The organism is Terasakiella sp. 4MB5A (genome assembly GCF_050058155.1).
GTDB lineage: Bacteria > Pseudomonadota > Alphaproteobacteria > Rhodospirillales > Terasakiellaceae > Terasakiella > Terasakiella halodenitrificans.
The window spans coordinates 1,297,204-1,309,618 of the sequence record NZ_CP188815.1; the positions used below are offsets into that span (position 1 = coordinate 1,297,204).

Here is a 12,415-nt window from a genome sequence, read left to right on the forward strand (position 1 = left end):
TAAAAATCCTTTTGGTTAGGGATTGAGAAAAAAGACCCACTGACTATGATGTCGGTGGGTCTTTTGGGTTTAAGGAAACAGGAACATGTATCGTATTGCAATAAATGGCTATGGCCGGATCGGACAGGCAATTTTGCGCGCCCTTTATGAAAGTAAAGACAAATGGGGCATGCAGGTTGTTGCCATCAATAGTCTGAGCGATATTGAAACCCTGACCTATATGACACGTTATGATACGACCCATGGGCGTTTTCCGGTTTGTGTGGAACATCACGATGGTAATTTGATTGTGGGCGGGGATGTTATTCGTGTTTCAAATACCGAGAACCCGACAGACCTGGATTGGCAGGATTTGGAAATCGACCTGATTTTGGAATGCAGTGGTACGTTTGGCGATTTGGCACAGGCGCAACGCTACCTTGATGCTGGGGCGAAACGGCTGCTTTTTTCCCAACCTGCGTTACCAGAGGTCGAAGCCACAGTTGTTTACGGAGTGAACGATGAAGTCTTGAATAATAAACAACGCATCGTTTCCGCCGCATCTTGTACAACGAACTGTATTGTTCCGGTTCTGAAGGCACTGGATCAAAAATGGGGTGTGGAAAACGGGATGACCACCACCATACATTCTGCGATGAATGATCAACCGATTATCGACAGTTCAAACGCGCGCAATCTGCGCCTCAGTCGAGGTGGGTTACAATCTATTATACCAATTGATACCTCGCTTGCGCGCGGCATTGAGAGAATGCTTCCGCATTTGCAGGGGAAGTTTGATTGTTTGCATATCCGTGTGCCGACACAGAATGTTTCTGTTTTGGATATCTCGCTGAATATGAAAAAGGATGTGAGCGTTGAAGAGGTTAATGCACTGTTCTCAGATTTAAGCAAAGGCGCTTTATCCCATATTCTAGGCTACACAGAAGAACCGCATGCCTCGGTAGACTTCAATCATTCACCTTTGTCATGTGTGGTGGATGGTTCGCAAACCAAGGTAAATTCCAAACGGATGCTGAAGCTGTTTTGCTGGTTTGATAATGAATGGGGCTTTGCGAACCGGATGCTGGACGTTTCCCGGCATTGGCTGAGCTTGTGAGTTTGAAGGTAGGTAGATAATTCCACGGCGGGCGGCAATTTTTCCTGCTTGTGTGAATTGGGATGAGAGTACGCTTTTTGATTTTTATTTATTAACAAAGAGTTAAAGATTTATGCCCAGTTGGTATAGTTCTTGAATTATCAGAAGCAGGAAAGCCACGATAAGGAATCTTGCCATGATGAAGAAAACGACGAGAAATGATGCCTCCTCTTTAGCGCAAACGGAGACAACAAAACGAATTGTGATTTGTGACAGGCTATCGCTGATTTCACAAAATTGGGAAAAACATGTTTTCCCGGAACCAGATTATTTTAAGTCGGTGCCTCATGCAAAAAAGAGAGATAACCGATCTATTGCGATCACTTTGGCGGAGTGACTTTCTCTTTGGTTGACCAGCCTCAAGTACGTAGAAAAAGAAAACGGCGAAAATGGCCATATGAGCATTAATAAATATCTTCTTGCCTTTATGGCCCTTATCGCCGCAACAGAATTAATCTATGTTGGATACCTTGCTATTCGGGCTTTTTTCTTTTAGTTGGTTCAACATATGTTGCACCGATATCTTTGAAACAGTTGGCAATGGTATCGAAATTATATTGCATCATTTCCTGATACAAACCGGGACCAGTCTTAAAGCTTAAGCCATAGGATTTCAAAGTCGCGACTTTTGTATCAGATCCATCCAACGCAAATGAGAGGTTTTTATCGGTTAAACCTTCTTCTGTGAAAAAACAAACGGGGCCCATATCATTTAATTTTGCCCGCAAAGTCAACATGTTGGCCATGTCTGCTTCATCACCGGCATTTGTGGCAAGGATATCGCGAACTTTAAAAGCATAGGATTGTTCAAAATATTGCTGGGTATCATGATAAAGCCACGATTGACCAGCAGCAATGGAACGAAAGCCGAATTCAAATTTACGGTCAAGAGCAGCAATTTCACGTTTCATCGCCCTGCGGTTTTCCGTATATGTTTTTTCGTGTTTTGGGTCGATATTAACCAGATTGTCATAAAGGGCATCAACCATGACTTCTGCGTTACGGACATCCAGCCACATATAAGGGTCGCGTCGTTTATCATTGTTTCGCTGGGGTAAAATTTTAAAGTCGGAATAGGACAGCATTTCAAAAGCATTTTTACTGTTGCTTAATGATGTACTCAGGGATTGTTCCAGTTCGGGCCCCATCCAGACAACAAGATCAGCTTTTTTCAATTTTTGCAGGTCGGTTTCACTTGGCACGTAATTTAGTGGTACTTTATCTTTGATCAACAAGACGGGTGTGCCTACGTCTTTCATCAGGCTTGAAAGCAGGGAATGAATTGGTTTGATGGTTGCGATAACCTCTGTCTTTTGGGCGGCATAGGCCGCAGACGTTGAGAGAACACCGACAAGAGCCGTTGCGATAACGAGAGATTTGCGCCAGAACATTTTAGGTTTCCTTCATGTGAATGTTGCCTCACCTTGAAGCAGTCTTATGAGTCTGGCATTGACTTACATCAGTCTGGAATATTTTTTCGCTATCGAAGATATGACCACGGCTTTGCCACATTTTACGATTAGACAAATCTAAACGTGTCTGAATATAGGATAAAATTATGAAGAAACTGGTCTTTTGCTTTGCTGCGATGGGTTGTTTTGTGGCGACCGTTGCTCATGCTGATCCCGCTTATGATAAGAAGCTTGGGGAATATATGGTCCATCTTCAGGAAATGCAGGCTGAAGCTAACCGTATGCAGGGGCTTGTTGAGCAGTTTGATAAGACTTCACAAACTTGTCTGGATGATTTGCAAGCGGGAAAACCTGCAAAAATCTGTATTGTCATGCAAAAGGATAAGATGGACTTTGAATATGAGCATAAAAAATTTCGCAGCTATAATCGTATTCGTAAAGTTCCTAAATTTGAAAGAGCGTTGCAAGATATGATGCAGATGGAAATGTTCAGCTTGCCAAAAGAAGATGCCAATTATTTGTTTAAGACCCATATGGATGCGAAAGACAATCGTCAGCAACGTATCACGGCCATTGGTCAACAAATTTACGGGGCGATCGACCAGTTTAACGCGATTACGGATCAGCGTTTGAACAAGATCAAAGAGCTGAAAAAGAAAAAATAATTCATAGGCGCATTATGGACTATCAATCATTTGGAAAAATTGCAGTTCACCCGGATAAAATCGAAGCCTTTGTAAAAGAAGCCGAAGAAAAGGGCCTGTCTGTACGTCATGTCAAAAGTAATGTCTATGATTTTGGGATGCGCATGCCCAGTCTGCTTGACCCTAAACAGCTCCGAAAATCAGCAGGGATAATCGGGTTGAAGTACAGCGTTTAGAAGGATAAGTCTTTTATGGTATCAAGGGCGCTGTTAACGTCTTTGTGTTGGGAAAGGTCCAAGGCAAAAGTGATATCCGGCAAGGGACCGAGAGTTGCGAGAAACTCTTGTGTGTCTAAATCATGTTCTTGTAGGTAATCAAATTGTGCTTGCGACATTTTAAATGGGCGACAACATAGCGTGAAAGATGGCTCGCTTTGGAACATGTAAGTTGTCGTAACTAAGGTTTGAAATGTTTTATGGGCTGGCGGGACGTTTAAGCCGTAGTCGCCTGTATTTCCTGTATTATCAAACCAGCCGAACAGATACAAATCGACGTTTTCATCTTCTTGACTGAGCAGGTCGTTGAATTTGTCTATATGAGTCATCGTCTTAACTTCCGCCTAAGAGTTAGGCACCTGTTTGATGCCCGATAACTTTTTAAGCGTTCCGGTATCTTTATGCAATAATCGAGTTGTCTCCTTGAATGTACGAGTCGTTGGCCCAAAGGAGAATTTTCTTAAAAATGTAGATTCTTGATCTGGAATATAATTTTTATATATCAATAACTTAATGATAATTTGCATCGTTTTTATTTTTTCGTTTCTGATCGACTGCAATCCAGATTACGATGTGGAGCAAAGTCGAAACGGGATCGGGAAAAGACATATTCAAGCTATGGTTTTCAGGTTGTGTACTGATTAAAAATTAATCAATCGCCTAAAATTCAGGCTTAAATATTGTTTAAAAATGAGGCACTCAACATGAAAAGATGACGTAAAAATACGGAATCACTTGTTTTTCTCTGATTTTTTAAAGTTGGCATGATCTATGCTTTATATGTTGCGACAGAAGTGCAGGTGTGACATCGCAAATGCATTTCATTTGGGAAGTTAGAGTTTACTGTAAGACATAAAAGAGGCGTCTACTGATGAAAAAAATCGAAGCCATTATCAAACCGTTTAAATTGGATGAAGTGAAAGAAGCACTCCATGAAGTCGGTTTGCAAGGTATCACGGTAATCGAGGCGAAGGGCTTCGGTCGTCAGAAAGGTCACACAGAACTGTATCGTGGCGCAGAATATGTCGTTGACTTTTTGCCGAAGGTAAAAATCGAACTCGTCATTGACGATGCTATGGTGGAGGGCGCCGTTGAAGCCATCCAACAGGCCGCACACACCGGTCGCATCGGGGATGGCAAAATCTTTATTTCCACTGTTGAAGAAGCTATTCGTATTCGTACCGGGGAAACTGGCCCGGAAGCCGTTTAAGCCTTCATTCGGAATAACTAAATCTTTTTTTCACAACCAAGTAAGTAAGGGAAGGGAAGCATTATGCCCTTGGATTGCAAAACTCCTGAAGATATCTTCAAAGTCTGTAAAGAAAACGAAATCGACTATATCGACTTGCGTTTCACAGACCCGCGTGGCAAATGGCAGCACTTGACCATGTGTGCGGACGTACTGTCTGAAAGCGATTTCGAAGATGGTATCATGTTCGATGGTTCTTCCATCGAAGGCTGGAAGGAAATTAACGAGTCAGATATGTCTTTGATCCCTGACCCGACCTCTGCAATCATCGATCCGTTCTCTGCACAGCCGTGCCTGATCGTAAACTGCGACATTTATGAGCCGTCAACAGGGACACCTTACAACCGTGACCCGCGTTCAATCGCGAAAAAAGCTGTTGCTTACATGGAGTCTGCAGGTATCGGTGATACAGCTTATTTCGGTGCAGAGCCGGAATTCTTCGTATTTGACGATGTGCGTTATTCCAACGAAATGCACGACACAGGCTTTAAAATCGACTCTGATGAAGGTCCGTGGGTGACTGGTAAAGAGTTTGACGAAGGCAACACAGGCCACCGTCCTGGCGTTAAAGGCGGCTATTTCCCGGTACCGCCGGTTGACTCTGCTCAAGATCTGCGCGCAGAAATGACAACAATCGCGAAGGAAATGGGCCTTCCGATGGACAAGCACCACCATGAAGTTGCCCCGGCTCAGCACGAATTGGGCATGATGTTCGGAAAACTGATCGAAACAGCGGACAACGTACAAACATACAAATACGTTGTTCACATGGTTGCGCACAGCTTCGGTAAAACGGCAACATTCATGCCGAAACCGATCGCGGGTGACAACGGTTCTGGTATGCACACACACCAGTCTATCTGGAAAGATGGCAAGCCGTTGTTTGCTGGTAATGGTTATGCAGACCTGTCCGACATGTGCCTGTACTACATCGGTGGTATCATCAAGCACGCGAAATCTTTGAACGCGTTCACCAACCCGTCTACAAACTCTTACAAGCGTTTGATCCCGGGTTTCGAAGCACCGGTTCTGTTGGCATACTCTGCGCGTAACCGTTCTGCATCTTGCCGTATCCCGTTCTCGCCGAGCCCGAAAGGCAAGCGTGTTGAAATCCGTTTCCCGGATGCGACTGCGAACCCGTATCTGGCCTTTACTGCCATGATGATGGCCGGCCTTGACGGTATCCAGAACAAAATCCACCCGGGTGAAGCAATGGATAAAAACCTCTATGATCTGCCGGCTGAAGAATTGGCTGAAGTGCCGACAGTTGCAGGTTCTTTGCGCGAAGCACTGGAAGCACTGGATGCAGACCGCGAATACCTGAAAAAAGGCGGCGTCATGGACGACGACATGATCGACGGCTACCTCGATCTCAAGTGGGAAGAAGTCTATAACTTCGAACACGCGCCGCACCCGATCGAATTCAAAATGTATTATTCTTCATAATACGGGTGTAAATCGGGGGCGATCATTGTTCCTGATTACGAAATGTGGGAGGGAGGCTGAGAGGCCTCCCTCCTTTTTTGTTAGTTGGGATGTGGGGGGAAATTGCCTTTAATTTTAATGCAATATAAGGCTGCTATTTCCGGATTGGTGATGTCGACTGGAATTCCAGTGCCTGTTTCTTGGATTGTAGGGGCGGAAACGGGTTGATGAACCCCACCCAGTTTCACAAGTTTTTCTTCGCTTTGATTTGGGACGAAGCCAGGCAATGGCGGTTGCGCAAGCATGTCGCCATCTTCTGGAATTTCTTTTTCTGCGGGAGTTTGCGAGACATGGACATCAATTTGAGCGGAAGATCCACTACTTGTATATTCACCTTTATGAGTATGAGGCGGGAGATTTTCTGTCTTCAGCGTGATTGTTTCGCTGCCAAGCATTTGTCCTTGTTGAATATTGAGGGGGCCACCAATACCAACAACTGTTCTGGAACGTAAATCTGGCAAGCGGAAAACACTGCGTCCATCACCGCCATATGTTGTCCCCATTGTTTGAAAGAGAGCGGAATAATCCTGGATGGGAAGCAACTGCCCGGTAGCGGGGACGTAAGTATCGGGGCACCAATTGCTGGATGTTACGCAAATGCTGGCAATATAGTCGTTTTCGGCACAAGCGAATGCAGCATGCGATGATGTAAAGAAAGCAAGGCTACTAAAACCGAGTGCAATACCGGTGCAGCGTGCCATTTGTGTGAAAGAACGTATCATAATTTATATCCGAAAATTTAATTCTACTAATGGCGAGGTGGCCAGTAACCCATATTGGCGAGGCAAAACCGTAAACCTAATTGGGGGGGGACTGTTCGAATGGATTGTCCGTTTCCAGTTGGGTTCACAATCAAATCGGATGATGCCGGTTGGCTCGTGATGCGATTTCCTGCAATGGCGGTGCCATGTTCTATTCTATTTTTTTGGATAAAACTTTTGCTTTGATTTCCGCCTTTATTAGAAACGGCGAGATAGTCACCCTCTTCCGGTATGGGTTTGGTGCCGTTCTCGGTTGATACATTTATATGTGGACGTTCGTATTTATATGGGGAGTACGTTCCATTATGTGTATGAGATGGCATATTTTCATATAGTATGCGAGTAGAAGCGGAACCTGAAAGATCAGCCAGTTTTGCCGGTTCTAAATCAGGTCCATTACCGGGGGAACGCAGGATACGCCCTGCCGTTTCCGGTGTCTTGAACGTGGTTTTAAAATCCCCGCCATAGATCGTAGAGATAAGAGAGAATAAAGATTGAAATTCATTGCTATGATTTGCAAGGGTTTTGCTTGGGCCAAGTTCAATATATCCGCGCGGGCAATAGACGGCAGCGGTAATGCAGACTGTTCCAAGGTAGGGCTCAGGGGAACAACTGGCATGGGCAGGGGATGATAAGGGAAATGTATTTGCGATTAAGCCGCATAGAGTAAGTCCCCCAAATTTAAGAATGGTTTTGAAATGCATAAGTAACCTCTTTAAAAGAGTGATTGATGGAGAAAATATATCTTGCGGATCAATTTTCATTTGGTCTGGTGGGATAATCCGGTCCTGTTACAACCATGCAGCTTTGCAAGACAATGTTTGAGGTGTTGATGCTTAAAGGCAAGGGCAAGTCCTTTCCTGCCGGCTGTAGGCTAACCTCTCCCAAAGTTGGGGACGGGTTGTGTGTGGTAGAAACCTTGGCTGTTTTACCTGCCTCATTTGCGGGTATGTACGAGTCTATATTGGAGAATCCCTGTTTTTTACGGGCCAACCAAGTATCCGGTGTGGAAGTCGGTTCTGATCCGGTTTCGGTTGACACATAAAATTCTGTGCTGAATGGTTTGTCTTGATTTTTAAGGGCGGCAATATGGCTGTGGGCGGGTAAATTTTCCATTTTTAACTGTATTGAGGTTTGCCCCCCTTTGTATCCAAAAGGTTTGGCGGGGAGCCCATTTGGCGTTTCCATCCGGCTTGCACCAACGACAGAGCGCCCACGCAAATCAGGTAGGGCAAACTCTGTAATACCATTTCCGCCATAAGTGTTTCCGATAAGGGAATAAAGTAGACGAAATTGAACGATATCGAGAACTTGCCCTTCAGGTGGTAACGAGAACTTGGGGCAAAAGTTGGCGGCTGTATAAAAAATGGTGCCGATATATGTGTTTTGTGATGTGGCCTGCGCTGTAGATGGCGGGAGCAAACCCGTTGCCAGCACAAGAGTCAGTGCTGAAAAGCAACTGGTAGTGGAATATTTCATTACAAGGTCCTTGTTTGTCTTGAATTCGAAATCAGTTATTTTTAACAATTAAGAGACTAGGCAATTTTACCTTGTTATTAAATAGGAATGCTCCTTTTTATTTTTTTTATAAATTATTTAACAATCCAGAGTAGAAAAAATAAGTGTGTTATGCATGACTGAGAGGGGTGAAGATAGCAACTGCACAAAAAGATAAAATAAAAATATTTCCTAAAATTTGATTTTTAAATAGTAAAAAAAACTAAGAAATATATAAATTACTGGAAAAAAAGGAAATTCTACTCGATAGGTTGCGGTATTCTTTATGCAAGTTAAAAGCTGTTCTAAAAGAAAGCATACTCTAATGAAAAATGATGATATCGACTATTCTCAACACCTTAAAATCCTGCAAGAAGAATTGATCCCGGCGATGGGATGTACAGAACCGATTGCGATTGCTTATGGCGCGGCAAAGGCATGCGCAGTTTTGGGGGAATTACCGCAAAAGGTTGATCTTCAGGTGACGGCAAACTTGATCAAAAATTCCAAAAGCGTCGTCGTGCCAAATACGGGTGGGCTTAAGGGAATTGGCGCTGCGGCTGCTGCTGGGATTATTGCCGGGGATTCAGATGAAGGTTTGCAAGTTTTAAGCCGCGTGAAATCATGCCAATACGGTGAAGTTCAAGACTATTTGGACAGTGACAATATTGATGTTAAATCGCTGGAGAGTGAACATACATTCGACATGATCGTTACGGTTTACGGGGTGAAGTCCAAGGCAACGGTGCAGATTTCACGTTATCATACGAACATCGTTTTGATCACCAAAGATGACGAGATCTTGTTTAAACAAGATGTATCTGATGTTTCTGTTGGTACAAACCATACAGATCGAGGTTGCTTAAGTATTGAATCCATTCTTGATTTTGCACAAGTTGTTGAGATTGCGGACATTCAAGACCTGCTTGAACAACAAATTACCTATAATAGTCAAATCGCTGATGAAGGTTTAAAAGGGAATTGGGGCGCCAATATCGGTGCCACCTTGATGCAGGTCTGGGGGGAAGATGTCAAAACGCGGGCAAAAGCGCGGGCCTCTGCCGGGTCTGATGCACGCATGAGCGGGTGTGAATTACCGGTTATGATTGTCACAGGCAGTGGCAATCAAGGCATAACAGTTTCGATCCCTGTGATTGAATATGCCAAAGAATTAGATGTTTCCCATGAAAAATTATTACGGGCCTTGGTTGTTTCCAATCTTGTTGCGGTCCATTTAAAATCGGGGATTGGCTGGTTATCAGCCTATTGCGGTGTGGTGAGTGCGGGGGCAGCCGCGGCAGCTGGAATTGCCTGGTTACATGAGGCTGATCACGAGGTGATCAATCAAACTCTGATCAATAGTTTGGGGTCGGTTTCAGGGATTATATGTGATGGCGCAAAGCCTGCCTGTGCCTCAAAAATCGCCGCATCGGTGGAGGCAGGGATCCTCGGCTTTCATATGGCGAAACAAGGGCGCCATTTTAAGGACGGCGAAGGGATTGTGAAGGGCGATATTGAAAGCACAATCGCCAATGTTGCCAAACTTGGGCGTGATGGTATGCGTGAAACGGATAAAGTCATTATTGATATGATGCTGGATTAAAAAAAAGCCCTGCCGTTTGGTCCGGCAGGGCTGAAAGTGACTTAGTCCGGACGAGGCGGATAAAGGCCTTTCATTTTGATGCAATATTGTCCCGAAGTTTGTGGATCAATTATGCTAATCGGGGCTGGGGATGTGGACCCTGTATTTGCAATTTGCACAACACTGCCTGCGCTTGGGGTGGCTTGTGCCCCGCCAAGCATAACGGCACCACCTTGTTGTCCGTTAGAGATATATCCGTTCACAGGGGGCGTTGCCAGCATATCACCGTCGGCAGGAACTTCTTTCTGGGCTGCATTTTGTGAAGCCTTTACGTTAAATTCGCCAGATGTGTCTGGTGTGAAGGTTGCCTCGTGAGTATGGTCGGCAAGTTGACCGACTGTGAGCGTCACCTTTTCCTGACCGTAGCGTTGCCCTTGTTGGAGGTTTAAGCTACCACCGATGCCAACTGGGGTCTTGCTGCGTAAATCCGGTAAGGCAAAGGTTGTTGGGGCACTGCCGCCATACATATTCCCCAGTAAGGAATACAGGGCTTGATTACTGGAAATGGCCAAGATTTGACCGTCAGCGGGGGAGAAATTTTTGGGACAATAACTACCCGACGTTACGCATACGCTGCCAAGATAAGCTTCATCGCTGCAGGCTTGTGCCGTTATGCTGCCAAATATCAAGGTGAGGACACTGCCGCTTAGTAAAGCTGCTTTATATAAGTTCAATTTTTTCATAGTCTTCTTCCAAATCTTTGACCTATTAAGAACGTGGTGGATATGTACCGTCGTAAGCGATGCAGTAGCGCATGCCGAGTTGCGGCGGCGAAACGGGGATAGCACCGCTGCTACCCGTCACAGATATCTCAATTGGTTGTTCTGGCGGGAGGTCTGAAATATAGCCACCGCTGATGTCTGCTGTGGGATCAGCGCTGCTTGCGGCAATAAAGCTTTTGCTTTGTGTGCCATTGCGGTTTGAAACAGCCATATAATCCCCTGTGGCAGGAGTTGGTTTAGTTCCGTTCTCTGTGGAGACATCTAATCCGGGACCATCTGCACCAAACGGTGCATAAGTGGCTGTATGCGTGTGTGTAGGTATATTTCCCTCTGTCATATAGACATGGGTTGAGCCAAATATCTGACCTTGCTGGACTCCGATTAAGCCAGGAGGAGAGCCTTCGGAACGCAAGACGCGGCCTTCGGTGGCAGGAAGGCCGAAGTTTGTTTGCATGTTGCCGCCATAAGTATCTGTCAACAAAGAGAAAAGCATTTGTTGTTGGCTAATACTTATATATTGAACAGGGCCAAGCGTGAAATATTGATCTGGGCAAAAGGAAGCCGCCGTCATACAGATGCTGCCGACATAGGGGTCTGGTTCACAATCAGCGTAGGCTGCTGTTGTCAGATGTGTACTTGCGAGCAGGCCAGCTACGGCAAGACCAAATGGTTTTATGATATCTTTGGAAAACATTAAAGTGATCCTCTTGAAAAATGATCAGATAGGAAAAGCGTAGGGATGCGTTTACGTACGTGGGGGATAGACACCCTGGGTCACAACGCAGTAACGTATGACAATACTGGGTGTATTGATCCCCATTTGGATGCCACTACCTGCGTTAAGAAGACTGACAGTTCCGCCACTTGATGACGCGGTATTGGATGCGACAACTTTGGCCGTTGTGCCTTTGTCAGCCGGTGCAATGTATGAATTTTGTGTTGCAAAACCTTGTTTTTTTGTGGCGATCCAATCATTGTTTACGGGCGTTGGGTGGCTTGCGTTGTTGGTAGAGACCGCAAAGGTTGTTTGAGGCACCTTATCGAATGTACTTGTATGGGTATGGGACGGCAGATTTGAGGAAGTCAATGTAACGAATTGTTGTCCGTTTTTAAGCCCGCGCGGGGTTGGGGTTAAGCCGGGGCCGGTTCCAACGCCGACAAGAGCGCGCGCGCGTAAATCCGGCAGGCCGAAACTAACGCGTCCATCCCCGCCATAGGCGTATCCGATGACTGAATATAGGGCCTCAAACTGTGAAATTGCTACCAGTTGCCCTTTGGCTTCAACAGTATTGCGCGGGCAAAACTTTGCGCCGGTGGCAAAAATAGTGCCGATATAAGATGTGGGTGAGGCCGCATGAACTGGGGCGGTGGTCATTAATCCCGACATGAACGAAATGGTGAGCGCGGCAACAGAGGCCGCCTTCTTGAATTTCATCTTACTCTCCTAAGTGGTGTAACGTAAAGAAGTGTATAAAGATTGCTTATCTTAAAATGGTATTTGTTTTTAAATAACAATTAAACATTAATTTTAATTAATCTTATTTATTTTTAATAAATGCAAAAATACATGATTTTATTGTCATAATGTAAAAT

The 12,415-nt window shown here is 44.9% G+C and carries 15 protein-coding genes; 7 read left to right on the forward strand and 8 right to left on the reverse strand.

Annotated features, from left to right (window positions below):
* Window positions 1–85: 85 nt before the first annotated feature.
* Window positions 86–1,096: a type I glyceraldehyde-3-phosphate dehydrogenase gene (locus ACI0FF_RS06180; protein WP_419799248.1), complete on the forward strand. Its 1,011-nt coding sequence runs from the start codon at window positions 86–88 to the stop codon at window positions 1,094–1,096.
* A gap of 175 nt (window positions 1,097–1,271) precedes the next feature.
* Window positions 1,272–1,472 (forward strand): hypothetical protein, encoded by a 201-nt coding sequence (locus ACI0FF_RS06185; protein ID WP_419799249.1) that lies wholly within the window; start codon window positions 1,272–1,274, stop codon window positions 1,470–1,472.
* Window positions 1,473–1,608: 136 nt separating this feature from the next.
* Here ACI0FF_RS06185 and ACI0FF_RS06190 read toward each other — a convergent pair whose 3' ends face one another.
* On the reverse strand, window positions 1,609–2,526 hold the full coding sequence (locus ACI0FF_RS06190) for a metal ABC transporter solute-binding protein, Zn/Mn family (protein ID WP_419799250.1): 918 nt from the start codon (window positions 2,524–2,526) through the stop codon (window positions 1,609–1,611).
* 167 nt (window positions 2,527–2,693) lie between these two features.
* On the opposite strand from ACI0FF_RS06190, the gene ACI0FF_RS06195 reads away from it, so the two are divergent.
* Together ACI0FF_RS06195 and ACI0FF_RS06200 are read left to right on the forward strand one after the other, a co-directional pair.
* Window positions 2,694–3,212 carry a hypothetical protein gene (locus tag ACI0FF_RS06195; RefSeq protein WP_419799251.1) on the forward strand — a complete coding sequence of 173 codons (519 nt, stop codon included), beginning with the start codon at window positions 2,694–2,696 and terminating at the stop codon, window positions 3,210–3,212.
* A gap of 14 nt (window positions 3,213–3,226) precedes the next feature.
* Entirely contained in the window at window positions 3,227–3,427 is a 201-nt protein-coding gene (locus tag ACI0FF_RS06200; RefSeq protein WP_419799252.1) for a hypothetical protein, read from the forward strand.
* Here the strand turns inward: ACI0FF_RS06200 and ACI0FF_RS06205 are convergent.
* Entirely contained in the window at window positions 3,424–3,795 is a 372-nt protein-coding gene (locus ACI0FF_RS06205) for a hypothetical protein (protein ID WP_419799253.1), read from the reverse strand. The two genes, ACI0FF_RS06200 and ACI0FF_RS06205, sit on opposite strands and share 4 nt — an antisense overlap.
* 542 nt (window positions 3,796–4,337) lie before the next feature.
* Between ACI0FF_RS06205 and ACI0FF_RS06210 the strand changes: the two genes are divergently transcribed.
* Window positions 4,338–4,676, forward strand: coding sequence for a P-II family nitrogen regulator (locus ACI0FF_RS06210; RefSeq protein WP_188661310.1), 339 nt, complete (start codon window positions 4,338–4,340; stop codon window positions 4,674–4,676).
* 63 nt (window positions 4,677–4,739) lie between these two features.
* Entirely contained in the window at window positions 4,740–6,161 is a 1,422-nt protein-coding gene (gene glnA, locus ACI0FF_RS06215) for a type I glutamate--ammonia ligase (RefSeq protein WP_419799254.1), read from the forward strand.
* A gap of 80 nt (window positions 6,162–6,241) precedes the next feature.
* On the opposite strand, the gene ACI0FF_RS06220 is transcribed toward glnA, so the two are convergent.
* Genes ACI0FF_RS06220 through ACI0FF_RS06230 form a run of 3 tightly spaced genes read right to left on the reverse strand, consistent with a single transcriptional unit; the run spans window position 6,242 to window position 8,440 of the window.
* Window positions 6,242–6,922 (reverse strand): phage tail protein, encoded by a 681-nt coding sequence (locus ACI0FF_RS06220; RefSeq protein ID WP_419799255.1) that lies wholly within the window; start codon window positions 6,920–6,922, stop codon window positions 6,242–6,244.
* Window positions 6,923–6,948: 26 nt separating this feature from the next.
* The gene (locus ACI0FF_RS06225; RefSeq protein ID WP_419799256.1) at window positions 6,949–7,665 is read right to left on the reverse strand and encodes a phage tail protein; all 717 of its coding nucleotides are present in this window, start codon (window positions 7,663–7,665) and stop codon (window positions 6,949–6,951) included.
* Window positions 7,666–7,714: 49 nt separating this feature from the next.
* Window positions 7,715–8,440 carry a phage tail protein gene (locus ACI0FF_RS06230; RefSeq protein ID WP_419799257.1) on the reverse strand — a complete coding sequence of 242 codons (726 nt, stop codon included), beginning with the start codon at window positions 8,438–8,440 and terminating at the stop codon, window positions 7,715–7,717.
* Window positions 8,441–8,783: 343 nt separating this feature from the next.
* Here ACI0FF_RS06230 and ACI0FF_RS06235 point away from each other — a divergent pair, with 343 nt between their 5' ends.
* Window positions 8,784–10,061, forward strand: coding sequence for a serine dehydratase subunit alpha family protein (locus ACI0FF_RS06235; protein ID WP_419799258.1), 1,278 nt, complete (start codon window positions 8,784–8,786; stop codon window positions 10,059–10,061).
* A gap of 41 nt (window positions 10,062–10,102) precedes the next feature.
* On the opposite strand, the gene ACI0FF_RS06240 is transcribed toward ACI0FF_RS06235, so the two are convergent.
* The 3 genes from ACI0FF_RS06240 to ACI0FF_RS06250 are packed head-to-tail and all read right to left on the reverse strand — an operon-like array spanning window position 10,103 to window position 12,257.
* Window positions 10,103–10,783, reverse strand: coding sequence for a phage tail protein (locus ACI0FF_RS06240; RefSeq protein WP_419799259.1), 681 nt, complete (start codon window positions 10,781–10,783; stop codon window positions 10,103–10,105).
* 25 nt (window positions 10,784–10,808) lie between these two features.
* Complete coding sequence (locus ACI0FF_RS06245; RefSeq protein WP_419799260.1) at window positions 10,809–11,516, reverse strand: phage tail protein; 708 nt, start codon at window positions 11,514–11,516, stop codon at window positions 10,809–10,811.
* Window positions 11,517–11,567: 51 nt separating this feature from the next.
* Window positions 11,568–12,257 carry a phage tail protein gene (locus ACI0FF_RS06250; RefSeq protein WP_419799261.1) on the reverse strand — a complete coding sequence of 230 codons (690 nt, stop codon included), beginning with the start codon at window positions 12,255–12,257 and terminating at the stop codon, window positions 11,568–11,570.
* Window positions 12,258–12,415 lie beyond the last annotated feature (158 nt).